The organism is Yoonia sp. SDW83-1 (assembly GCF_046762885.1).
Taxonomy (GTDB): Bacteria; Pseudomonadota; Alphaproteobacteria; order Rhodobacterales; family Rhodobacteraceae; genus Yoonia.
On the sequence record NZ_JBKQXO010000001.1, the window covers coordinates 343,208 to 364,798 of the forward strand.

Genomic DNA, 21,591 nt, shown 5'->3' on the forward strand with positions numbered 1-21,591 from the left:
ACATGCATATTGGATGCCCTAAAGAGATCAAACCACAGGAATTTCGCGTCGGACTGACACCAAACGCCGCCCGCGAGGCGGTGAACCACGGACATCAAGTCAGCGTCGAAACCGGCGCAGGGGCAGGCGCAGGATTTTCTGATGAGGATTACGTGGCGGCTGGTGCGACCATTGTCGGGACTGCCCCCGAGATCTTCGAAATCGCCGATATGGTTGTAAAAGTGAAAGAACCGCAGCCGGTTGAGCGGAAAATGCTGCGCGACGGTCAGATTTTGTTCACCTATCTACATCTTGCCCCCGACCCCGAACAGACGAAGGATCTGATGGAAAGCGGGGCGACCTGCATCGCCTATGAGACTGTGACCGACGACCGCGGTGGTCTGCCATTGCTGGCCCCAATGTCAGAGGTGGCAGGGCGGCTAGCCCCGCAAGTCGGGGCATGGACCATGCAAAAGGCGAATGGCGGGCGCGGTGTTTTGATGGGTGGCGTACCCGGTGTCGGCCCGGCACGGGTTGTCGTAATCGGTGGCGGTGTGGTGGGCACGCATGCGGCCCGGATTGCCGCTGGCATGGGCGCGGATGTGACCGTTCTGGACCGATCCCTGCCGCGCTTGCGCTATCTGGACGATGTCTTCGGCAGTGTGTTCAAAACTTCTTATGCCAGCGCGGGCAACACGATTGAGCTGGCGCGCGCCGCCGACATGATCGTCGGCGCGGTGCTGATCCCAGGGGCGGCCGCACCCAAGCTGATTTCCAGGGCGCAGCTGTCGGAACTGAAACCTGGTGCGGCCCTTGTGGATGTGGCTATTGATCAGGGCGGCTGTTTCGAGACATCAAAGGCGACTACGCATCAGGACCCGATCTATGATGTCGACGGGATCATGCACTACTGCGTGGCCAACATGCCCGGGGCCGTCGCCCGGACCTCGACCATCGCGCTGGGCAACGCGACCATGCCCTTCATGCTGTCACTGGCTGACAAGGGCTGGCGGCAAGCCTGCGAGGACGATCCGCATCTGCTGAACGGTTTGAATGTTCATGCCGGCAAGCTGACTTATTACGCGGTCGGCAAGGCGCTTGGGATCGATGTGATCTCACCCAGCCTCGCACTGAAAGCGTGATGGGTTGAAACCCATCTTACCAGCGGAGCCGTCAGCGCAAAGGCTGTGAGAACAGCACCCATTCGCCAACTTGCGTGATTTGCATGGCCCCATCGGCCAGCCGATCGGCAATCGCGCCAGTTTCAACCGCCGGGCAGCCAATCAGGATGGCCGCATCATCGAGATATTCAACCGTCAGTTCATTTTCACCGATAACCTGGCAGACATCCGCAGGCATCGGATAGGGTCGCACACCGATAAGCCCGGACGCCTCTGGTGGGCTATAGGGCGGGTCCATGTCACAACCGGTCACAGCTATCGCCAAGAGTGGTACGGTCAGAACGTTGATTTTCATATCCAATCCCCTTTCAACGAAAAAGGTCCGCCAGTTGGGCGGACCTTTGAGCATCTATTTTCAGGCCTGTTTGGCCAGCGCATCCCGGATCTCAATCAGGATATCAAGCTCTGATGGGCCGGTTTCGACCTCTGGCGCAACCTCGTCGGGCTTTTCAGCGGCGGCTTTGATCCGATTGACCGTCTTGACCAGCATAAAGACCACGAAAGCGATGATCAGAAAGTTGATCACAGCCATCAGGAAGTTACCGATCGCAAAGACGGAAATTCCCGCTTCGGCGCAGGCATCAACCGATGCGCATTCACCGTCGCCAAGCACATAGAACCAGCCCGAGAAATCAATCCCGCCCGTAAACAGTGCAATAATCGGGTTGATCAGATCGCCCACAAGCGACGTGACAATGGCCGTAAAGGCCGCCCCGATGATAATCCCCACCGCCATGTCCATGACATTGCCCTTGGCGATGAAGTCCTTGAATTCGTTGATCATGTGTAAGTCCCCACTACTGTTAACCGGCGCGCGGGTCTGACGCCCGCTGCGCAACTGCGCACAGTCTTACCCCGATTGGCCCACAGAACCATGGGTTTTATTCCGATCTTTTCCCCCTAACTGTCATCAACACCGATTTTGCAAAGGATGCACCTGCGATGACCGATCTGTCCGCCTTTCCCATCACCCAACGCTGGCCCGCCAAGGACCCTTCGGTCATCCAGCTTTATTCCTTTCCGACACCCAACGGGGTGAAGGTATCCATCGCACTGGAAGAGATGGGTCTGGCCTATGAGCCGCATCTGGTCACGCTGAAAGATGAGGATGTCAAAAGCGATGCGTTCCTTTCGCTGAACCCCAATAACAAGATCCCGGCGATTATCGATCCCAACGGTCCGAATGGCCCGGTAGGGATTTTCGAAAGCGGGGCGATATTGCTGTATCTTGCTGAAAAGTCAGGTAAATTCCTAGGATCAACCGCGACGGACAAGGCCCATATCATCCAGTGGCTGATGTTTCAGATGGGCGGATTGGGTCCGATGTTGGGGCAGATGGGTTTCTTCTACAAGTTCGCGGGCAAGGATATCGAAGACGAACGCCCCCGCGAACGCTATCGCGATGAGGCGATCCGCCTGCTTGCCGTTGTCGAGAAGCAGCTGGACGGGAAAGACTGGATTACAGGCGATTTTTCCATCGCCGATATGGCCATCGCGCCGTGGATCAATGCGCTGGAATTCTACGGCACCAAGGATGTTGTCGGCTATCACGATCTGAAAAACGTGCCCGCTTATGTTGAGCGGTTTTTTGCCCGTCCGGCCGTTGAGAAAGCCAAGCGTATCCCTGATCCGTCATAGGTGGGGTGAAACCCCACCTTACCCACAGGATGATAGGCCCCGTGATCAGCACCGGGGCCTATCGATTTCTAAGCTGCCGCGCCAAAGCCCAAGGCATCAGGCCAAGCGCGCGCCCTGATCTTGTCAAATGACTGCAGGTTCAGGATGCGCCCGTCCCGAAACACGGGCACCAACGCATCCGCCCCTAGCGGAATATTCGCGGCGGGCCGTGCGACGAAAGCGCCGCTATCGGTGCGCATCGCCCCCTGCTTGCCCTTCTTTGAGGTCTTGGCGCCGCGCGCGGTCTTCGGGTCCTTGAACACATCCCTCCATTGGCCGTCATAGAAGATGGCAGAGGCTTTCATGGCATAGCCAAAGCAATCGCGGTTCACCTTCTGCAGCAGCCCGCCACCCATACCAAAGGCGATGTTCCCGATAGCAAGGCCACGTTCCATCATGGTGTCCATGATCCTGACGATGGAGTCCTTGTCGACCCCATCCCCCTGGATCACCCGCACCTTGTCATTCAGCAGCCGGTAACCCTGATCCGTGGTGCTGTAGCCGAACTTGGCCATCAGCGCCTCGATCACATCCGGCACAATCTGGACCGGGTCACCGCTGTCGGGGCGCACAACCAGCACACCATCGCGGGCAAGCACGGCGTCTTTCAACGTGCCGCCCCAGTATTCTTTCACTGCGCGCATCAGGTCATAGCTGTCGCTGACACAGGCGATAAGGCCGGTTGGGTTGGCGGCCAGAAACCGACGCATCTGGTCCAGCTCGCCCGCCTCACCAGCAGCTGTCATGGTGCTGTGTTCAGTCGCGGGGATGGAAAACCCGGCCATATCAGCGCCATAGTAATTCCGCGCATAGACCAGCCCGGCGATGGTATCGGACCCGAAGGAGTTAACGAGATGCGCGGCACCACCAATGCCCGCCGCCTCATTGCTCGACGCGCCGCGCGCACCGAAATCATGCAGTTTGAACTCGGCCCCGGCATCGCTGCCATCGGTCAGGGCCAGCCGTTTCCGGATGCTGCCCACGACGTAGTGCGACAGGCTGGCGACGGTTGATCCGTACCAGACCGCCCGCAGCAGCCGGGTTTCCAGATAGCTGACCAGCCAGTAGCAATTAGGGTCGGTGTTTTCGATCCGCAGTTGCGGGACCGACACCGGGGCCAATGTGCCCTCTGGCAAGGCTTCGATCAGCACGGGCAGCCGACCCTCATGCCGATCGATGATATATTGCCAGCCATCGACGAACAGATCGAACCCGTGCGCCTTCAGAAAGGGTGCTGCCTCGTCCAGCATCGCCTGCGTGACCGCCTGCCCTGCCAATTTCGCCAGTTCAATCTGCAGGCCAAAGAACATCATCCGGTCGATATCACCCCACGCCCGGCGTGGCTCGATATAGGACGACACGTATTGTGCCCCTTCGGGGTATTGGCTGAAGTGGGAAAGTTTATAGCTGTCGGTATCGAAGATCAGATTGTCGAACGCGACAGGGTTATCAAACAGCGCCGCAGCGCCAGTGATTTGGTCTTTCATTGTCCTGTTCCTCCTCGGATATGGACGATTTGATGTTCCACGCGGACCTCCCGCGTGGGTGCAAAGATCGGCTCTTTGCGGGCCTTAACCTTGCGCCATCAGGATCGATGAATACGCAAAGGGCACATCAGGCACGAGGGCCTGGATGATGTCAAAATGGTCCTCGAATATGTTGTCCGGTGTGATTTCGGTGATCGGCACCCAGCGGGCGGCGGATGCATCGCTGCCGGATTTGATCTTTTCCAGCTTCGCTTTGTCTTGCAGTTCGAACACGAACGCCTCTGTCCGGACCCATCCCTTTTCGGATCGTTCAGGATGGTCGAACACCCGCCGTTCCCGCAGCCTGCCACGCATCGCCCCTTTAGGCATGTCCAGTCCGGCCTCTTCATAAAGCTCGCGGATTGCAGCATCCAGCGCCTGCTCGCCCCGATCGATATGTCCACCGGGCAGCGCCCATTGGCCTTTGCCAGGTTGCATTTTGCGCTCGACCATCAGGATATGGCTGGACTGCACAACGACAGCGTCAGCGGTGTTGACCGGGATCGGATAGCCAAAAACCTCTTCGGCTTTGGCAGTCCGCTCGCGATAATCCAGCACAAACGATCCTTCGTCGCGGACAGTCGACACCGCATCAGGATGTTTCTTCATCCAGTCCAGCACCGGCGCGATCTGCGCCAGACCATAGCGTTTCGCCATCCGGCCTGTGTTTTCACCACGGCCAAAGAACAGTTCCTGCCGCAGGTCCGTGGCGCTGACGATCTCTCCCTCATGCATATGTGGGTCGGCTGGCAGCATCTGCCATGTCGGAAACCATCCCAGATAGCGCGATGATTTGTCCTTTTCGAACCCGGTCAGCACCACATCTGTCTTGTCCGGGTTCAAGCCCGCCTTGCGCATGTGCAAGGTCACGGCAGTCCGCACATTCACCGTCCAGGCCCGGTCGTTGTAAAGGGTATCCACCAGCGGCAGCGTGGCGACGGGCTTACCAACCTCGTCCGTGCTGGCGCGGACAAAGGCAGCCCTTTCGGCATAGGTGAAGGGGTTCTTCCAACTGCGTGGCCGATAGGCGCTGCCCACAAGCATCAAAAGGCTATCGGCTTGCGTCAGTGCATTCTGCACGACGTCCATGTGACCTGCATGAAAGGGTTGGAAACGGCCAATAAAGACGGCCAGCCTGTGTCTGGTACTCATGTCGCGCGACCTCCGCAGCGTATGGATTTTCCGCCAAGACCTCCTTGGCTCATCACTTACATAGCCATATCAGCAGGCTGGCGGAAGCCCCCAATGCGCATGACCGCCCCACGGATGTTGCATAGCTACGACGGTAGTTTCCCATCCAGAACATAGCGCAGGATATCCACCACCTGCTTTGGTTCCTCGACCACCGCAAGGGCGGCGGCATCGACTTCTTTGAGCGGATGCTGGTGCTCGGGGCCGTGCATCACGATCAGCGATTTGCCAAGGGCCGCAGCAAAGCCCGCATCAAATGCTGCGTTCCATTGCTTGTATTTCTCACCAAAGCGAACCACAACGATATCGGCATTCTGGATCCCATGCCGCGTCCGGATAGCGTTCAGGTTGGCCCCCTTGTTGTCGTGCCAGAACTTGTCCGGCTCCGCCCCCATGATCGCGACCCCACAATCATCCGACGCCGCGTGATCGGTCACCGGGCTGCTGAAGGTCACATCCAGCCCCTTGGCCCCTTCCGTGATCTGATCGCGCCAATCGGTATGGATTTCACCGGAAAGATAGATGTTGAGTGTCATGGTCGGGCTCCTTCATAATTGCATTTCAAAATAGACCTTATTGCCGTCCCGACCAGCTTCAACCCATCCAAGCCACAGGTAGAAGTCTTGCGTTCCTGTCATTTCGATATGTGTGGCAAGGTGCAATTTGTCGTGTCCAGCCGCGCGGGCGGCATTGGTCGCGGTGGCGATCAACGCCTGACCCAGCCCTTGCCCACCGGCATCCGGGTGAACGGCGAGGTTGGCCAGATGGGCGGCGTCACGCAGCACCAGGACAACACCGCCAACGATCCGGTCGCTGCGCGTTGCGACCCAGACGTGATGATCGCGGATATCACAGGCAATTCCTTCACTCACAGGAGGCAGGTCGAGGCCCTTGGCAACATAGGGGGCGTAGGCCGCATCGATACAAGCGGTAAGCCCCGGCGCATCATCTACCGTCGCAGGTCGGATGACGACGGTCATGCCCGGATACCGGTGATTATGTCCTGCACGCGGGGCATAGGGACACGGCCGTCATGTTCATTCATCATGTCACCAACCGCTTGTCGCAATCGGGCCTGTCCTTGCGTATCGGCCTTGTCACCGGGCGGCATTGTCAGCAGCATGTCGATCACCGGTTCGGGATCGTCCACCTGATAGATATCTTCGCAGGTCTGTTGCGAGATTTCCGTGAAATGCTGCCCCATCAGGTCCAAGGCAACCGGAGTGCCGAACCGCTCCTGCACCATATCGTCAATCGCCGACCCGAACGCTTGCCGCGACAGGGCGGCAATCTGGGGCAGATCACGGGGGTTGTTGGTGGTGACGATGCAGCGACCGCCGGGGATCAGCACGCGGTGCATTTCGCGCAGCGCCACCGCCGGATTGGGCAGGTGGTAAAGCATATGCATGGCAACCACCACATCAAAGCTTTGGTCCGGGAACGGCAGGTTTGAGGCATCCGCCACGACACTGCTCGCGATATTCAGGTGCTTCAGCCGCTCAGTCGTTTGTTCGACCATATGCGCCGATTGGTCCAGTAACGTCAGCGTCATGTCAGCAGGCAGATGGCGACACGCGGCCCAGAACCATCCCGGCCCGCAGCCCACATCCAGCACCCGCGCGCCCGGCGCGATGTTCAGCCGGGCATCCACCCAGCCAAACCAGCCCACATTGGAATAGCGCGCGTGAAACCCGCCCCGCACGGCCAGCTTGCTGCTGTCCTTGTAATGCGCGGCGGGGTCATCACTGTCGGTCATCCGCGTAAGGTGCCACCTGTCGCCTTGGTGACCTTTTCGACGATCTTTGCGCTGACCGCCTCGATATCCGCGTCCTTCAGGGTTGCCTCGGTCGGTTGCAGGCGAACCGTGACGGCGAGGGATTTCTTGCCGTCGCCCAGCGAACCCCCGATGAATTCGTCAAAGACGCGCACATCGCTGATCAGCGCCTTGTCGGCCCCGGCGGCGGCGTTGACGAGCGTCAGCGCCTCGACTTCGGCATCGACGACAAAGGCGAAATCGCGTTCGACTGCCTGCAGATCAGTGGCCACAAATGGCGCGCGGGCAGCGGATTTGTTGCGCGGCGCAGGCACCTCATCCGGCCAGATGGTAAAAGCGACAGCAGGACCTTTGACATCCATCTCGCGCAACACCTTGGGGTGCAGTTCACCAAAGATGCCCAGTACCTTTTTGGGGCCAAGGCAGATCATGCCGTGGCGGCCCGGATGCCACCAATCCGATGCTCCGCGCAGGATCTGCACCTTGGCGGGGGCGTTGATAGAAGCCAGCACGGCCTCTGCGTCGGCCTTGGCATCGTAAAGGTCAACAGGCCGCGATGTGCCATGCACGTCCTTTGGCCCGGTCCGCCCGATCAGGACGCCCGAGATCAGCGTGTGCTGTTCACCCGGTTCACCACCATGGAAGCCCGCGCCCACCTCGAACAGCGCCATATCCATGAAGCCACGCGCCTGATTGCGCGCCGCAGCCCGCAACAGTCCGGGCAGCAGGTTGGGCCGCATATGGGACATTTCAGACGAGATCGGATTTTCCAGCATGGTGCTGTCATCACCGCCGCCGAACAGCTTGGCGGCCTCATCATCAATGAAGCTGTAGGTCACACATTCATTATACCCCAGCGCCGCCGCGGTCCGGCGCGCGGCCTGCTGGCGCGACTGGCTGGCGGTCAGGATCGGTTTCGGCACACCGGGTTGGGTGCGCGCCATGGGTTTGCCCTGCAGCTTGGTCAGCGATGCAATGCGGGCGACTTCCTCGACCAGATCAGCCGTCCCCTGCACATCGGGACGCCAGGACGGGACATGCGCCATGTCGCCATCCATCCAGAAGCCGAGGGCGGTCAGCGTCTCGTGCTGGGTCTCTGCCGGAATATCCATACCCACAAGCGACGAACACCGCGCCGTGTCCAGCTTATAGGCGCGGGATGTGTCAGGGACAGCACCGGCGACGATCATCTCTGACGCTTCGCCGCCGGCATGATCCACGATCATGCGCACGGCATGGTCCAGCCCTTCCGGCGTGAAGGCCGGGTCGACCCCGCGTTCGAAACGATAGCGGGCGTCGGAGTTGATCTTCAGCGCGCGACCCGCATAAGCGATCTGGATCGGGTCCCAATAGGCGCTTTCAACGAACACGTTCACGGTGTCTTCCGTGCAGCCGGTCGCGAGCCCGCCCATGATCCCGGCGATGCTTTCAGGGCCTTCATCGTCCGAGATCACCATCTGGCCTGACTGGAATGTGTATTCCTTGTCATCCAGCGCCATCAGGGTTTCGCCCCCCTCGGCGCGGTGGACGCGCAGATTGCCCTTCACCTTGTCGGCGTCAAAGACGTGCAGCGGGCGGTTCAGGTCATAGGTGAACCAGTTGGTCACATCGACAAGAAAGCTGATCGGGCGCAGGCCAATGGCGCGCAACTGCGTTTGCAGCCATTCAGGGCTGGGGCCATTCTTGACGCCTCGGATCAAACGACCACAGAAAACCGGACAGCCACCCAATGTATCGTCATCAATGGACACATTCAAGTCAGATGCGAAACCGGCAGGCACAGGATCAACAGCGATAGACTTCAACGTACCAAGGCCACGGGCGGCAAGGTCACGCGCCACACCGCGCACGCCCAGCGCATCGGGACGGTTGGGGGTGATCGCGATTTCGATCACCGGATCGACCTTGGATGGATCATTGGCGGCGAGCCAGTCGATAAACCGCTCACCCACTTCGCCAGAAGGCAGCTCGATAATACCGTCATGTTCCTCTGACAGTTCCATCTCGCGCTCGGAACACATCATACCGTGGCTTTCAATCCCGCGGATCTTGCCCACGCCGATGGTGGTGTCGATCCCCGGCACGTACGTCCCAGGCGATGCGATCACGACAGTGATGCCAGCACGCGCATTCGGCGCGCCGCAGATGATCTGCGTCGGGCCATCCTTGGTTTGCACCTGACACACTTTCAGCTTGTCGGCATCAGGATGCTTTTCCGCCGTCAGCACCTTGCCGATCATGAAATCGGCCAGCCGTTCGGCGGGGTTTTCGATGCCTTCGACCTCAAGCCCGAGGTCGGTCAGGGCATAGGCGATATCGGCGACCGAAGCATCGGTTTCCAGATGGCGTTTGAGCCAGGACAGGGTGAATTTCATGCGTTCTTATCCGTCAGTCTGCGGTTCGCGCGTTCATAGCGCATCAGACTGACGGGTGAAAGCATGACCGTGCAGCGATTGCGCGGGGGCGACACCCCCCGCGCGGTCAGTCCAACCCGGCAAATAACCGGCCACCGCCATCGGCCCAGCCAGCGACGGATTCAGGATAAAGCAGCATATTATCCAGCCCGGCCAGTTCGGAGGCATAGAACCAGCTGAGCGCGCCCAACTCTCCGGTCTGACAGAACGTGATGACCTCACCGGTTTCCCAGTTGGCATTGTGGCGTTGCAGATGGTCAGCGACGGCCTTGACCGCCGTTTCAACCGGCACCTCTGACCCAAAGGCCGACATCAGCGGGCCAATCGGCGCACTGCGTGCATTCGGCAGGGTCGTACCCAACTGTTTACCCTCATCATCGACTTTGGAGAACATATGTTGCGGCCGCGCATCCAGCAAATAGCCAGTGATCTGGGATGTGGCGATGGCATAAACATCCAGTTCGTCGGCGCGCCATTTATAGGAAAAGAGCAGTTCCGCATCGTAAGGCGAAGGCGCTGCAGGTGCGGCGGCGGTAGGCAACCCGGCCTCTGTCCAGCCCTGAAACCCGTCCTTGAGGATCGCGATCGTGTCAAAACCGCTGGATTTCAGCAGCCAATACACCATGGCCGCGCGTCCTGTATCCATCATATCCGGCTGTGAATGCACGATCAGCACGGGCTGATCGACGCGCAGCCCCGCATCACCCACAATGCGGGACAACTCTACATCCGTCGGGGTCGCCCCCGCAGGGCCACGCCATTGGCTGTAGGGGACGGACACCGCGCCGGGAATGACGCCCTTGGCAACAGCGGTCGGGCGACGGATATCCAGGATCTGGATATCTGTGACCTGCTGCAGTTGGGCAATTGTCGCGGCACTTGGCATCACCGCCCAGTTCACCGGCTGGCCCGGACACGGCAGTTGCAATGTCATGCCCGCCTGAATGCGGTCGGGGTTGCTGCCGATCACATGGCGGTTCGCCTCAAACAGGGATTGATAGGCAAAGAATGATCCGATTTCGGCCCGAGCAATGCCGGACAGCGTATCACCTGATTTCACCTGATAAGAGCCACCACAGGCAAAGGCGCCTGTTGCGCAAATAACCAAAAATATGGCCGCCGACGCGACCCGCTTTAAAATATGCATTTCATCACCCAAAAGGAATTGTGTTCAAAATATGGCCAAGCCTAACACGCTAGTTTGCGCTCGCCAAACAAAAAACTGTGAAGTGGCTAAGCCATTGATCTGATGTTGCTAAGCATCGTCCTGATCATCATTTTTGACCCTATGATGCGCCGCCCAGCGCGCCACACCACATACGGGAATCAAAACAACTGCCCACCCGGCTGCGTTGATCAGGGTCAGCTTCAACGCCAGATCGCGCGGCATATCGGATGTCCACATGGCGATATGCGCGCCGACGATCACAATCAACAGGGCGATGATATAGACCCGCATCACGGGTAGCTTGGCGGCAGACCCAGCAACTCGTCCAGCTGCCGTCCGATCCAGCCTTTGGGGATGAAATGCCCGCGCGGATGCAGATCAAGCGTCACACGCTTGCCGGTGGTACATCGCCCCCATGCATGACGGGTGAAGGCGTCGTCGCTTGTAATGGCCCAATCGCTGACCTGATCACTGGCACCGCAACCGAATTGTTGGCGCCACAGCGCAACCGGATAGCGCGTATCGCCGCCTGGCCCCATGGGGAAATCCATCACCGTATCGGACAGCCCATGCACATGGCGCACCTCACGCGGGCCCTGGGCGCATTCCTCACGCTGATCAAGTGTACCGGCCACCGCCAACAGGGCTGCCACACCGTCACCGTTCTGGCAGACATAGCGCCAGGCCATGGCGGACCCGAACGAATATCCCGATACAAAGATGCGGTCACGGTCGATAGGATAACGCTTCGCTGCATCCTCGATCACAGCGGCGCCAAAGGCCACATCACCGGGACGTCCCGACCAGAAATCCCATGTCTTGTTGATCCCCGTCGGCGCCAGCAACAGCACGCCCCGCCTGCGGGTCGCCCCGGAAATCCGCCCGTGATAAACCGGCACCGCCCCGGTGCGCGCCCACCCATGAAAATGCAGCAGCACCGGCAAAGGCGACACACCATTCCAGCCGTCAGGCTCCTTGACGTGATAGGTCCGGCCATCCAGCGCGCAAGGGGTCTGACCGTGACAGGGGCGTCCGGGCAGGATCGAATTGGGATTGGTTTGTTGTGCCGCAGCCGGGGCCGCCAGCAACGCCAGCAGGATCAGAAAAACACGTATCATCATGGGTTTGGTTGTAACCGGAACATGCGATCTGTCACCTGACAAATTGGTGGGCGAGGATTATTGCCAGAACCCTTCGGAAGTTTTCATTGCTTTTGACATCCGCAGTCTTCACCATCCTGGCATTATTTTCGGGGGTTTTGAGATGTTAAGATTGATCGCTTTACTGACTCTTATTCTGATAGGTTTCGCAGGCTGCCGCACCATACCGGTCGATGTCAGCCACGCCTATACCGACAAGGGGTACCTGAATTCCGGTCTGCGCACTTTGGGGCAGCTATACCTGCTGGACACCGAAGACGGCAGCCTCAAGGAACTGGCCGTTCTTGACCTCAGCAACCGGGTGCGGGGCGCCACATTCGAAGAGCAATTCGCCCGCAATGTGCGCGGCGTCGATATCGGCGCAGGTGGCGAGGTCGGGATCGATGCAGAGGTCAAGGCCAGCATCACCCGCAACAGCTATATCCGGCTGACCAACGCGTTTGACGAAACCTATGCTAACACCTTTGGCGATCTCTCGGCCGAGATCAACCGGCGCGAGGCGATTGGCGAAGATGTCGGTTTCACATGGTTTCTGGACGACGCGACCAAGCCCGGATCGACGATCCGCTACCTGCTGGTCTATTCCACCATCCGGGCCGACGAGGCCGTGATTGGCTACAACAACGTCACCGCCGTCGATGGCAACCTGACCGTGCCCGTCCGGGGCCGGGCCGAGGTGGACGTGACCGTATCGGGCCTGAGCGAAGAAAGCTGGAAAGGCAAGGCAGTGCCCGTGCTGGTGGACTACCACGTCATCCAGGCCTTTCAGGATGACGGTTTCTACAAATTCCGGATCGACAGGGCATTCCGCGACGATGACCTGACCGACATCCTCAAAGGACGCCGATTGCCCCCGGCAGAGGAAGAGGAACTGGTGGCGCGGCGGCGGTAGGATGGCGTTCTGACCTAAACCTTTGGCATCCGTTTCGCCTGCCGCCAAAGCTCTCTGCGCGAGCGCCGGTAAGTTGGGGCGGGCAATAAACCTTCTTTTGCCACGATATGTTCACGCAACACGGTGGCCATGATCAACGCCGCCTCGGCCCGCCGTAGTGATCCTTTGGGCCTTGGCCGGTTTTGCAGATACCCCGCCACGATCTTGATATTGGTAGCATACCCGGCTTTCAGGTCCGCGAGGTCAAGATGCGCGGTGGCGTCGCTGAACCGCCTGCGCAGCCGATAATCACGCGTGATCCGCAGGCAGTACCACAGAATGGCGAGGGCCAGTGGCGTATCAAGAAGGGTCGGCCAGAACATGAGCAGTCAGAGTTCCCGGCCCGCCAGGTCTTCGACCAGTTCGAAATGCTCGAAGATCAACAGCATTTCCGGGTCAAACCCGCCATTGCGTTTGAAAAAGGCTTTGTGATCCTTGCGCCAGCCCAACAGGCTGTCGTTTTCGCCCTCGGCCAGCGCCATGTCTTCTGTCACGTCGCAAAAGCGGATTTCCTGCACCTTGGTGGTGCGGATGACCAGCGCAGGCGTGCCATCCCAATTGGCGGCGATATCACAGCGGCCGACCACGGGCATCGCCTCGGGTTCATCCGCGAAATCCGCCGCCGCGCCACAGGTCGCCGTCTTCTTGCCTTGACGGACAAGGGCGATGAGGCGCTGGCAGAGTTCGGCGCTATCCCCGAATTTGAAAGTGCCCGCGCCGGGGTAGGTGTCTTGCAGGTCTTCGGTGTCGTTGGTCATTTCATGTTCCATTCACAACACAGGGCAGCGTTCGGACCTCGGGGTGGGTGCGAAGCGCCCTTCCCGTGGGGGAGGGTTTGAGCCGTCTCGGAATTGATCCGGTGGATCAATTCAGGCGAAAACGGGCGGAGCCCCGTCGAGGGCGCTGCCCGGCTTCGCCGGGCGGACCATTGCCTACTTTTACTTCTCTTCTTTTCGAGCGGCCCCTTCGCTTTCCCTAAGCTGCTTCCAAGCTTTCTTATGGCGAAAGCGCTCGAATTGGAATCTTGGTTGAGTCATGAATAATTCAGATTTCAACTGCTCCCGAAGAACACCAAGCGCTTCGTTCAGTTGCGAGACCAAGTGCTGTTTGTCTTCTTCAGTCCAGCTACTGCGATCCGCCTCTCGTAGTGCGACGAAGCGATTGTAGAATTCATCAGATATGATCATCGCGCGTGGAGATGCGTGGAGTAAGAAATCTGGGCTAGCTTTCTGAAATCTCTCATACGCCTCAAGCACAGCTTCTGATGCTGGATCGTCAGGTCTATGCATGATTTCGCGGCCTAAGTCGTAAGTCGCCACAAAGTAAGCAGTGTACGAGCCTCTCCGGTGCTCCATTATGGAGTCAGCGTTATCCCACCATCTTTTCAGAACGTAGCCAAAGACCGCCAGAAGTAACGCGAGCCAACTGACGGACAATGCCGCTCCACTCACCGCGACAACCCACCATGCAGCGTCGGCTGATCCAGCGCAGCAAATCCATAATGCCGCAACCACCGCAAATCTGAATCAAAGAACGCCCGCAAATCCGGGATCCCGTATTTCAGCATCGCGATCCGGTCGATGCCCATGCCGAAGGCAAAGCCTTGCCATTCCGCCGGGTCGATCCCGCCGGCTTCCAGCACCTTGGGATGCACCATCCCAGACCCCAGAATCTCCAGCCAGTCATCGCCCTCGCCCACTTTCAGGGTCCCGCCTTCCCAGGAACAGCGGATATCGACCTCGGCGGACGGCTCCGTGAACGGGAAGTGCGAGGCGCGGAAGCGGATGTCGACGTGATCCACCTCGAAATAGGCTTTCACGAATTCCTCCAGCACCCATTTCAGGTTCGCCATGGAGATATCGCGATCAATCGCCAGCCCCTCGACCTGATGGAACATCGGGGTGTGGGTCTGGTCGTAATCGGCGCGGTACACACGGCCCGGGCAGATGATCCGGGTGGGCGCGCCCGTCTTCTCCATCGAACGTATCTGCACTGGCGATGTATGGGTGCGCAGCACATGCGGTGGGCGGTTATCGCCTTCGCGCCGGTGGGTATAGAACGTGTCCATCTCGGCCCGCGCCGGGTGATGGCCAGGGATGTTCAGCGCGTCGAAATTATACCAGTCGCTTTCGATCTGCGGGCCTTCGGCCACGCTGAACCCCATATCGGCAAAGATCGCGGTAACCTCTTCGGTCACCTGCGAAATCGGGTGGATGGTGCCCTGACGGCGACCACGGGACGGCAGGGTCACATCCAGCCATTCGTCGCGCAGACGGGCATCAAGGGCGGCGTCCGCAAGGGCAGATTTCTTGGCGGACAAAGCTGAATTGATCTCATCCTTCAAGGCATTCAGCGCGGGGCCTGCGACCTGCCGTTCCTCTGGCGTCATCTTGCCCAGCTCGCGCATTTTCAGGCTGATCTCGCCCTTCTTGCCGACGGCCTGCACGCGCAGGTCTTCGATGGCGGCTTCATCCGCAGCACCCGCTATCAGGCCAAGGTATTTCTGTTTCAGCTCGTCCATATCGGCGCCTCGTTTGACTATGCAGACCTGCTACCGCGCCAGCGCGCTGCGTGCAAGAACATGACCGGGCTTCGCACCATCATCCCGAGGCATCGTTTGCCCATGCGGATTTACGATATCTTGACGCGTCGCCGCTATCGAACAGGCAACTGCGATCAGACCGCAAGGGGTCACAATTCATGGGCGACGGCGACATCAGCGCGACATGCGATGCCACCTCAAAAGAGCAATTGTTCATCCCCATCGGACTGGTCGCTGATTTGTGGTCCGCCAGAAGCAGGGACGAAATCCTGCAATCCTTTTCCAAGTGGGTGTCAGTCGCGATCAAAGCGGATCGGTGCAGTATCGCATTGCCCGATGGCGATAACCTCGTCGTGAAGGCGTTGAACGGCGATCAGGCCATTCCGCAAGGAACAGCCGTACCGATAAACGGGTCGGTCCTGGGCCGCGTTTTTGCAAACCGGACGGCAGAGGTTGTGCGCGACCTGGCCGAGCAACCCTTCATGGACTGCCGCAAACTGGCCGATGCGGGGATGAAATGCCTGATTGATGTGCCGCTTCTGGCCGGGGATCGCTGCTTTGGCACGCTTGCCGTGGCGCTGCGGCAGGACAAGGATGATCTGTGCAAAGAAACCGCGATCCTGACGGCATTGGCCCAATGCATCGCCACCCAGCTTCTTGTGATCGAACAGATGGACCATCTTGTGGCCATGGCGCGCACCGACGCGCTGACCGGGGCGGGCAATCGGCACGCGCTTTATGAACGGGCCGCACAGGTCTGGCAGGATTGGCAGCAGAACAGCCGACCTTTTTCGTTTCTGGCCATGGATGTCGACCACTTCAAGCAGATCAATGATACTTATGGGCACGATATCGGCGATACGATCCTGTGCGCTTTTGTGCGCCGGGTGGCGGCCCGCAGCCGGGCGGGAGATCAGATCATCCGCACCGGAGGGGAGGAGTTTGGGCTGCTGATGCACGACACTGACCTTGCCACCGCGACCAGCCGGGCCAATCGCCTGTGTGACGCCATCGGCGATAGCCCGTTTGCGATCAAGGGGATGGAGTTGAACATCACCGCGAGCTTCGGACTGACACAGGTGCTGTCATCTGACGCTGGCTTTGAGGATGTGATGAAGCGGGCCGATATGGCGCTCTACGAAGCCAAGGCGGCCGGCCGAGATCAGGTGATCAGTCTAGATCAGGCGGAACTCGCCGCCTGACGAGGCAATTGTCCCAAAGCCTCCCCATCGCTCCCGATATTCAAATGGTGCGCAACACAGCACAGCTTTGGCACCACTGCGTCGCATTCCAGAGCCTGCACGAGGGGCCTACGCCGCGCCATCCTGCGTCAAACCCCACGTTTACGGATGAAGCACGGGTAATCGGAGGTGTTCCAATACCAAGCGCATCTTGAGAAAGCAGCTCAAGCCCCGAAACATCATTATAGGAAGCCCTAGGGATTATTAGTTGCAATAAATGACATCAGCAGCGGAGGGTTTTTGTCTTCCTACACGGGCTGACTTCAGGCGCACCACGCGTCGTTGACGACAGTCGCGCTTCCAACCAACCGTCCTACCCGAACATCTCCCTCAGCACATTCTTCTGCACCTTCCCCATCGCGTTGCGTGGCAGCGCTTCAACCACCTCGTAGTGGCGGGGTTGTTTGTATCGGGCCAGCGCCTTGGCCGCTCCCGCCTGCACCGCCGCGATATCCAGATCACCTGCGGCCACCAACACGGCCAGCACCGCCTCGCCCAGATCGTCGTCGGGCACCCCGATGACCGCACTTTCCAACACACCCGGCTGATCATCGAGGATAAGTTCGATCTCTTTCGGGTACACATTGTACCCGCCCGAAATGATCAGATCCTTGCCCCGCCCCACGATGGTGACATAGCCATCCGCATCCACCTGCCCCAAGTCGCCAGTGATGAACCAGCCGTCGGGGCGCAGCTCTTCGGCGGTCTTTTCAGGCATTTGCCAATAACCCTGAAACACATTCGGGCCGCGCACCTCGATTGTGCCAATCTCGCCGGTTGGCACCTCTGCACCCTCGTGCGTGATACGCAGTTCGACCCCCGGCAACGGGTGACCCACCGTGCCTGCCCGCCGTTCCCCCTCATACGGGTTCGAGGTGTTCATGTTGGTTTCGGTCATCCCGTAACGCTCAAGAATGCGGTGACCGGTCCGGGCGGCGAACCGGTCATGCGTTTCCGCCAAAAGCGGGGCAGAACCAGACACGAACAAGCGCATATGTGCGACCAGATCACGGTCAAACCGGTCATCATCCAACAGACGGCTATAAAAGGTCGGCACACCCATCAGTGTTGTCGCCTTGGGCAGCCCTGCAATCATCGCTTCCAGATCAAAGCCGGGCAGGAACACCATCGCCCCACCGGCGAGCAGGGTGATGTTGGTGCCGACAAACAGCCCATGGGTATGAAAAATCGGCAAGGCATGCAGCAGCACATCATCGCCGGTAAAGGCCCATACATCGCGCAGCACCTCGGCATTGGACAACAGGTTACGATGGCTCAGCATCGCGCCCTTGGACCGGCCCGTCGTGCCAGAGGTATAAAGCAGCGCGGCCAGATCATCAGGCCCCCGGTCCACCACCTCCGTCATCGGCCTGGCGGCATCGGCCAATTGCGCCAGCGTCGCCTCTGTTTCGACCCATGGCGTGATATCCATCACCTCATAGGTCGGCACCCGGTCCCCGACAAACAACCCGGCCCCGCTATCGGTCAGGAAATAGCGCAATTCCGCGATCGTATAGGCCGGGTTCAGCGGCAAAAACACCAGACCGCGCTGCACACATGCGGCATAGATCGCGAGCGCATCGGGCGTCTTGGCAATCTGCACTGCCACACGCTCACCGGCGTCAAGCTGCGCCAGAACGGCAGCAAACTGGCCCACGCGATCCACGAACCCGCCATAGGTCACGCGGCGCCCGTCCGGCAGGTGCAAGAACGGATCAGCGCTGCCACGATGCGGCGCAAACAGCGCGTCGAACAATATGTTGGCCAATGGCATGCCCCCTTTGGATCAGGCGCATCATTCCCGGTCACCAGGACGGCGGCAAGCACGAAAAAGGTTCACATTAACCTTTTGCAACGCCGCCTAGGGTCCGACGTTTTGCCGACGCAAGTCCGACGCTTGTCCGACCGGGCCAAACCGGGCATAGCGGGGCAATGGTTACCGCGCAAAAACCGGTATTGCTGATCGACGTGGACGGCGTTGTCGTCACCACCAAACCGCATTGGTCCGCCGATCTGCAGCGGGATTTCGGTTTCGACAAATCGGCGCTGCGCGATCATTTCTTTGCCCCGTTCTGGCCCGATATCGTCACCGGATGCAATGATCTGCTGCCACGTCTGGAACAGGCGCTCAAGGCCATGAATTCAAACATCAAAGCATCCCATCTGCGCGATTACTGGTTCAGTAAGGACGCCACGTTGAACCAGGATATGCTCGACTGGATCTCAAAGCGGCGGCAGGACGGGCACCGGGTCATGTTGGCAACCAATCAGGATCACAGCCGCGCGATGTATCTGATGAACAACGTGGGGCTGGAAGCACATTGCAACGGGATCTATCATTCCGCAGCCCTCGGCGTCGCCAAGCCTAACCCGTTGTTCTTCAAACATATATCAGAGCACGAAAACCGCGAAGCCAGCGATCTGATCCTGATCGACGATACATTACAAAACGTCACCGCCGCCCGCGCCGCAGGCTGGCAAGCGCATCACTTTACCGATGTCACTCAGCTGACAACCGCCATGGTCAGCGGTGACTGAAGGTCGGCCAACCCCTCCACCACATTGAAATGATGCAACCCCGGCTCAACCACATGCGCCGTCTTCCAACGCTTTGCCAATGCCTCTGCCTGTTCCAGAAACACCGGCCGTTCCTCTGCCCCGACCCAGACCGTTACCGGTACTTTCGGGACCGGCAAATGCACCGGGCTTTCAGCCCGCGCCTCATCTTCATCAATCCGTAAATCCTTGTTCATACTGGTTTTCATCAGCGGCGCGATGTCTGCCACGGGCGAAATGGGAACGACATTTTCCACCCTGTCCAGATATGCCAACCGCGCCACCAACTGCCCGCCCGCCGAATGCCCGGTCAGGCGCACAGGCCCCGGCACACGCGCCGCAATCACATCAATCGCGCGGGCGATCTGCTGGCCGATATCGGTAATCCGCACATTCGGGCACAGATCATATGACGGCATTGCAACAGCCCAGCCATGGGCCAGCGGCCCGGCGGCCAGATGCGACCAATAGGATTTGTCAAAGCGCAGCCAATAGCCCCCATGCACAAAGATCACGACACCCTTGGCCAGCCTGCGCGGGTGAAACAGATCAAACCGTTCGCGTTCGCGCTCACCATAAGGCAGATCAATCTCGCAAGTTGTGCGTTCGCGAAACGTGGCCGCCAGCCCGGCCCATTTGTCAGGATAGGCCTCGGCTCCGTCAATATAGGCCGCGTTGGCATAAGCGTCGTCTAATTCCATGATCCCCCCTTTACGTTCCCCCGCCCGATAGGTCAGATAGCGCCAAACCTAGGGGAGGCTACCATGCTTGACGAAACCACCAACCTCAAATCCATGCTTTCGCGTCCCGACCTGGTGTGCGAGGCCGCGTTTGTCGCGGGCGACTGGGTGCATGCCGCCAGCGGCAAGACATTCGATGTCACCAACCCAGCCCGCGGCGACGTGATCGCAAAAATCCCTGATCTGAGCCGCGAGGAAGTGGCCGACGCCATCGACGCCGCCGAAAAGGCGCAAAAACCATGGGCCGCGCTTGCGGCCAAGGAACGGGCTAAGGTACTGCGCAAATGGTACGACCTGATGATGGAAAATCAGGAAGACCTCGCCATCATCATGACCGCAGAACAGGGCAAACCGCTAACTGAATCACGGGGCGAGGTTGCCTATGGCGCCGGTTTCATCGAATGGTTCGGGGAAGAGGCCAAGCGTGTCTACGGCGAAACCATCCCCGGGCACATGGCCGACAAACGGATCACCGTGATCCGCCAGCCGATCGGTGTTGCAGCCGGGATCACGCCCTGGAATTTCCCCAACGCCATGATCGCCCGCAAGGTTGCCCCAGCGCTGGCCGTCGGCTGCGCCTTTGTCATCCGCCCCGCATCGCTGACCCCGCTGTCAGCGCTTGCCATGGCGAAACTCGCCGAGGAAGCGGGAGTGCCCAAAGGGCTGCTCTCGGTTGTTACCTCCACCTCATCATCCGAGGTCGGCAAGGAATTCTGCGAAAATCCGATCGTGCGCAAACTGACCTTCACCGGCTCGACCGAGGTCGGGCGGATATTGCTGAAACAGGCCGCCGATCAGGTTATGAAATGCTCGATGGAACTGGGCGGTAACGCCCCATTCATCGTGTTTGACGATGCGGATCTGGACGCCGCCGTCGAAGGTGCCATCGCCTGCAAGTTCCGCAATAACGGGCAGACCTGCGTCTGCGCCAACCGGATCTATGTGCAGGCCGGGGTATATGATGATTTCGCAACCAAGCTGAAAAAGGCGGTTGAGGATCTCAAGGTCGGCGACGGGCTGTCCGACGGCACCTCCCTTGGTCCGCTGATCGAGCCGGCGGCAGTGGACAAAGTGCAGGAACACCTCAAGGATGCCCTGTCAAAAGGCGGCAAGGTGCTGACCGGGGGCAAGCCACATGATCTGGGCGGTCAGTTCTTTGAACCGACCATCGTCACAGAGGCAACGCAGGACATGCAGGTTGCGACCGATGAAACCTTCGGCCCCTTCGCGCCGCTCTTCAAATTCGAGGACGAGGACGACGTCATCGCCAAGGCCAACGACACGATCTTCGGCCTCGCCTCCTATTTCTACGCTAAGGACCTGAGCCGGGTTACCAAGGTGGCCGAGGCGCTGGAATACGGGATCGTGGGTGTGAACACCGGCATCATCTCGACCGAGGTCGCACCTTTCGGCGGGGTCAAACAGTCGGGTCTGGGCCGCGAAGGATCCAGCCACGGGATCGACGACTATATGGAGATGAAATACATTTGCACGTCGGTCTGAATACTCCC

The 21,591-nt window shown here is 59.4% G+C and carries 23 protein-coding genes; 6 read left to right on the forward strand and 17 right to left on the reverse strand.

Annotated features, from left to right (window positions below):
• Positions 1 to 2: 2 nt before the first annotated feature.
• Positions 3 to 1,121, forward strand: a complete 1,119-nt coding sequence (gene ald / locus ACFWW4_RS01755) for an alanine dehydrogenase (protein ID WP_411889283.1) — start codon at positions 3 to 5, stop codon at positions 1,119 to 1,121.
• Between the two features lie 31 nt (positions 1,122 to 1,152).
• Here the strand turns inward: ald and ACFWW4_RS01760 are convergent, their stop codons facing one another.
• Together ACFWW4_RS01760 and mscL are read right to left on the reverse strand one after the other, a co-directional pair.
• On the reverse strand, positions 1,153 to 1,455 hold the full coding sequence (locus ACFWW4_RS01760; protein WP_411889284.1) for a hypothetical protein: 303 nt from the start codon (positions 1,453 to 1,455) through the stop codon (positions 1,153 to 1,155).
• 60 nt (positions 1,456 to 1,515) lie between these two features.
• On the reverse strand, positions 1,516 to 1,944 hold the full coding sequence (gene mscL, locus ACFWW4_RS01765) for a large conductance mechanosensitive channel protein MscL (RefSeq protein ID WP_411889285.1): 429 nt from the start codon (positions 1,942 to 1,944) through the stop codon (positions 1,516 to 1,518).
• Between the two features lie 158 nt (positions 1,945 to 2,102).
• On the opposite strand from mscL, the gene ACFWW4_RS01770 reads away from it, so the two are divergent.
• Positions 2,103 to 2,798, forward strand: a complete 696-nt coding sequence (locus tag ACFWW4_RS01770; RefSeq protein ID WP_411889286.1) for a glutathione S-transferase family protein — start codon at positions 2,103 to 2,105, stop codon at positions 2,796 to 2,798.
• A 68-nt stretch (positions 2,799 to 2,866) separates the two neighbouring features.
• On the opposite strand, the gene ACFWW4_RS01775 is transcribed toward ACFWW4_RS01770, so the two are convergent.
• From ACFWW4_RS01775 to ACFWW4_RS01815, 9 genes are all read right to left on the reverse strand, one after another.
• Positions 2,867 to 4,324 (reverse strand): nicotinate phosphoribosyltransferase, encoded by a 1,458-nt coding sequence (locus ACFWW4_RS01775; RefSeq protein ID WP_411889287.1) that lies wholly within the window; start codon positions 4,322 to 4,324, stop codon positions 2,867 to 2,869.
• Between the two features lie 84 nt (positions 4,325 to 4,408).
• Positions 4,409 to 5,515: an NUDIX domain-containing protein gene (locus ACFWW4_RS01780; protein WP_411889288.1), complete on the reverse strand. Its 1,107-nt coding sequence runs from the start codon at positions 5,513 to 5,515 to the stop codon at positions 4,409 to 4,411.
• Between the two features lie 125 nt (positions 5,516 to 5,640).
• Complete coding sequence (locus ACFWW4_RS01785) at positions 5,641 to 6,090, reverse strand: YtoQ family protein (RefSeq protein ID WP_411889289.1); 450 nt, start codon at positions 6,088 to 6,090, stop codon at positions 5,641 to 5,643.
• A gap of 12 nt (positions 6,091 to 6,102) precedes the next feature.
• Positions 6,103 to 6,534, reverse strand: a complete 432-nt coding sequence (locus ACFWW4_RS01790) for a GNAT family N-acetyltransferase (RefSeq protein ID WP_411889290.1) — start codon at positions 6,532 to 6,534, stop codon at positions 6,103 to 6,105.
• Positions 6,531 to 7,310 carry a class I SAM-dependent methyltransferase gene (locus tag ACFWW4_RS01795; protein WP_411889291.1) on the reverse strand — a complete coding sequence of 260 codons (780 nt, stop codon included), beginning with the start codon at positions 7,308 to 7,310 and terminating at the stop codon, positions 6,531 to 6,533. The genes ACFWW4_RS01790 and ACFWW4_RS01795 overlap by 4 nt, the downstream gene beginning before the upstream one ends.
• Positions 7,307 to 9,703: a phenylalanine--tRNA ligase subunit beta gene (gene pheT / locus ACFWW4_RS01800; protein WP_411889292.1), complete on the reverse strand. Its 2,397-nt coding sequence runs from the start codon at positions 9,701 to 9,703 to the stop codon at positions 7,307 to 7,309. The genes ACFWW4_RS01795 and pheT overlap by 4 nt, the downstream gene beginning before the upstream one ends.
• Positions 9,704 to 9,809: 106 nt before the next feature.
• Complete coding sequence (locus tag ACFWW4_RS01805) at positions 9,810 to 10,889, reverse strand: rhodanese-like domain-containing protein (RefSeq protein ID WP_411889293.1); 1,080 nt, start codon at positions 10,887 to 10,889, stop codon at positions 9,810 to 9,812.
• 108 nt (positions 10,890 to 10,997) lie between these two features.
• Entirely contained in the window at positions 10,998 to 11,201 is a 204-nt protein-coding gene (locus ACFWW4_RS01810) for a phenylalanyl-tRNA synthetase subunit beta (protein ID WP_411889294.1), read from the reverse strand.
• Positions 11,201 to 12,031: an alpha/beta hydrolase family esterase gene (locus ACFWW4_RS01815; RefSeq protein ID WP_411889295.1), complete on the reverse strand. Its 831-nt coding sequence runs from the start codon at positions 12,029 to 12,031 to the stop codon at positions 11,201 to 11,203. The genes ACFWW4_RS01810 and ACFWW4_RS01815 overlap by 1 nt, the downstream gene beginning before the upstream one ends.
• Before the next feature lie 142 nt (positions 12,032 to 12,173).
• On the opposite strand from ACFWW4_RS01815, the gene ACFWW4_RS01820 reads away from it, so the two are divergent.
• Positions 12,174 to 12,962 (forward strand): hypothetical protein, encoded by a 789-nt coding sequence (locus tag ACFWW4_RS01820; RefSeq protein WP_411889296.1) that lies wholly within the window; start codon positions 12,174 to 12,176, stop codon positions 12,960 to 12,962.
• Positions 12,963 to 12,976: 14 nt separating this feature from the next.
• Here the strand turns inward: ACFWW4_RS01820 and ACFWW4_RS01825 are convergent, their stop codons facing one another.
• The 4 genes from ACFWW4_RS01825 to pheS form a co-directional block, all read right to left on the reverse strand.
• Positions 12,977 to 13,324, reverse strand: a complete 348-nt coding sequence (locus ACFWW4_RS01825; protein WP_411889297.1) for a hypothetical protein — start codon at positions 13,322 to 13,324, stop codon at positions 12,977 to 12,979.
• A gap of 6 nt (positions 13,325 to 13,330) precedes the next feature.
• Positions 13,331 to 13,759, reverse strand: a complete 429-nt coding sequence (locus ACFWW4_RS01830; protein WP_411889298.1) for an ASCH domain-containing protein — start codon at positions 13,757 to 13,759, stop codon at positions 13,331 to 13,333.
• 180 nt (positions 13,760 to 13,939) lie between these two features.
• A complete protein-coding gene (locus tag ACFWW4_RS01835) occupies positions 13,940 to 14,290 on the reverse strand; it encodes a hypothetical protein (protein ID WP_411889299.1) in 351 nt (116 codons plus the stop codon).
• A 158-nt stretch (positions 14,291 to 14,448) separates the two neighbouring features.
• Positions 14,449 to 15,522 (reverse strand): phenylalanine--tRNA ligase subunit alpha, encoded by a 1,074-nt coding sequence (pheS, locus tag ACFWW4_RS01840; RefSeq protein WP_411889300.1) that lies wholly within the window; start codon positions 15,520 to 15,522, stop codon positions 14,449 to 14,451.
• 179 nt (positions 15,523 to 15,701) lie between these two features.
• Between pheS and ACFWW4_RS01845 the strand changes: the two genes are divergently transcribed.
• Positions 15,702 to 16,745, forward strand: coding sequence for a GGDEF domain-containing protein (locus tag ACFWW4_RS01845; protein ID WP_411889301.1), 1,044 nt, complete (start codon positions 15,702 to 15,704; stop codon positions 16,743 to 16,745).
• 352 nt (positions 16,746 to 17,097) lie between these two features.
• Here ACFWW4_RS01845 and ACFWW4_RS01850 read toward each other — a convergent pair whose 3' ends face one another.
• The gene (locus ACFWW4_RS01850) at positions 17,098 to 18,552 is read right to left on the reverse strand and encodes an AMP-binding protein (RefSeq protein WP_411889302.1); all 1,455 of its coding nucleotides are present in this window, start codon (positions 18,550 to 18,552) and stop codon (positions 17,098 to 17,100) included.
• A gap of 164 nt (positions 18,553 to 18,716) precedes the next feature.
• Here ACFWW4_RS01850 and ACFWW4_RS01855 point away from each other — a divergent pair, with 164 nt between their 5' ends.
• Positions 18,717 to 19,322 (forward strand): HAD family hydrolase, encoded by a 606-nt coding sequence (locus ACFWW4_RS01855; RefSeq protein ID WP_411889303.1) that lies wholly within the window; start codon positions 18,717 to 18,719, stop codon positions 19,320 to 19,322.
• Here the strand turns inward: ACFWW4_RS01855 and ACFWW4_RS01860 are convergent.
• Entirely contained in the window at positions 19,289 to 20,041 is a 753-nt protein-coding gene (locus tag ACFWW4_RS01860; RefSeq protein WP_411889304.1) for an alpha/beta hydrolase, read from the reverse strand. The two genes, ACFWW4_RS01855 and ACFWW4_RS01860, sit on opposite strands and share 34 nt — an antisense overlap.
• A gap of 63 nt (positions 20,042 to 20,104) precedes the next feature.
• Between ACFWW4_RS01860 and ACFWW4_RS01865 the strand changes: the two genes are divergently transcribed.
• Entirely contained in the window at positions 20,105 to 21,583 is a 1,479-nt protein-coding gene (locus ACFWW4_RS01865; protein ID WP_411889305.1) for an NAD-dependent succinate-semialdehyde dehydrogenase, read from the forward strand.
• Positions 21,584 to 21,591: the final 8 nt, after the last annotated feature.

Excerpts from the sequence above, each read along its gene's own strand:
- ACFWW4_RS01785 (WP_411889289.1), bottom strand. The coding sequence starts at position 6,090 with ATGACACTCAACATCTATCTTTCCGGTGAAATCCATACCGATTGGCGC.
- ACFWW4_RS01760 (WP_411889284.1), bottom strand. The coding sequence starts at position 1,455 with ATGAAAATCAACGTTCTGACCGTACCACTCTTGGCGATAGCTGTGACC.
- ACFWW4_RS01835 (WP_411889299.1), bottom strand. The coding sequence starts at position 14,290 with ATGCATAGACCTGACGATCCAGCATCAGAAGCTGTGCTTGAGGCGTAT.
- ACFWW4_RS01805 (WP_411889293.1), bottom strand. The coding sequence starts at position 10,889 with ATGCATATTTTAAAGCGGGTCGCGTCGGCGGCCATATTTTTGGTTATT.
- ACFWW4_RS01780 (WP_411889288.1), bottom strand. The coding sequence starts at position 5,515 with ATGAGTACCAGACACAGGCTGGCCGTCTTTATTGGCCGTTTCCAACCC.
- ACFWW4_RS01775 (WP_411889287.1), bottom strand. The coding sequence starts at position 4,324 with ATGAAAGACCAAATCACTGGCGCTGCGGCGCTGTTTGATAACCCTGTC.
- ACFWW4_RS01865 (WP_411889305.1), top strand. The coding sequence starts at position 20,105 with ATGCTTGACGAAACCACCAACCTCAAATCCATGCTTTCGCGTCCCGAC.
- ACFWW4_RS01860 (WP_411889304.1), bottom strand. The coding sequence starts at position 20,041 with ATGGAATTAGACGACGCTTATGCCAACGCGGCCTATATTGACGGAGCC.
- ald (WP_411889283.1), top strand. The coding sequence starts at position 3 with ATGCATATTGGATGCCCTAAAGAGATCAAACCACAGGAATTTCGCGTC.
- ACFWW4_RS01770 (WP_411889286.1), top strand. The coding sequence starts at position 2,103 with ATGACCGATCTGTCCGCCTTTCCCATCACCCAACGCTGGCCCGCCAAG.
- ACFWW4_RS01820 (WP_411889296.1), top strand. The coding sequence starts at position 12,174 with ATGTTAAGATTGATCGCTTTACTGACTCTTATTCTGATAGGTTTCGCA.
- pheT (WP_411889292.1), bottom strand. The coding sequence starts at position 9,703 with ATGAAATTCACCCTGTCCTGGCTCAAACGCCATCTGGAAACCGATGCT.
- mscL (WP_411889285.1), bottom strand. The coding sequence starts at position 1,944 with ATGATCAACGAATTCAAGGACTTCATCGCCAAGGGCAATGTCATGGAC.
- ACFWW4_RS01790 (WP_411889290.1), bottom strand. The coding sequence starts at position 6,534 with ATGACCGTCGTCATCCGACCTGCGACGGTAGATGATGCGCCGGGGCTT.
- pheS (WP_411889300.1), bottom strand. The coding sequence starts at position 15,522 with ATGGACGAGCTGAAACAGAAATACCTTGGCCTGATAGCGGGTGCTGCG.
- ACFWW4_RS01810 (WP_411889294.1), bottom strand. The coding sequence starts at position 11,201 with ATGCGGGTCTATATCATCGCCCTGTTGATTGTGATCGTCGGCGCGCAT.
- ACFWW4_RS01855 (WP_411889303.1), top strand. The coding sequence starts at position 18,717 with ATGGTTACCGCGCAAAAACCGGTATTGCTGATCGACGTGGACGGCGTT.
- ACFWW4_RS01795 (WP_411889291.1), bottom strand. The coding sequence starts at position 7,310 with ATGACCGACAGTGATGACCCCGCCGCGCATTACAAGGACAGCAGCAAG.
- ACFWW4_RS01825 (WP_411889297.1), bottom strand. The coding sequence starts at position 13,324 with ATGTTCTGGCCGACCCTTCTTGATACGCCACTGGCCCTCGCCATTCTG.
- ACFWW4_RS01845 (WP_411889301.1), top strand. The coding sequence starts at position 15,702 with ATGGGCGACGGCGACATCAGCGCGACATGCGATGCCACCTCAAAAGAG.
- ACFWW4_RS01815 (WP_411889295.1), bottom strand. The coding sequence starts at position 12,031 with ATGATGATACGTGTTTTTCTGATCCTGCTGGCGTTGCTGGCGGCCCCG.
- ACFWW4_RS01830 (WP_411889298.1), bottom strand. The coding sequence starts at position 13,759 with ATGACCAACGACACCGAAGACCTGCAAGACACCTACCCCGGCGCGGGC.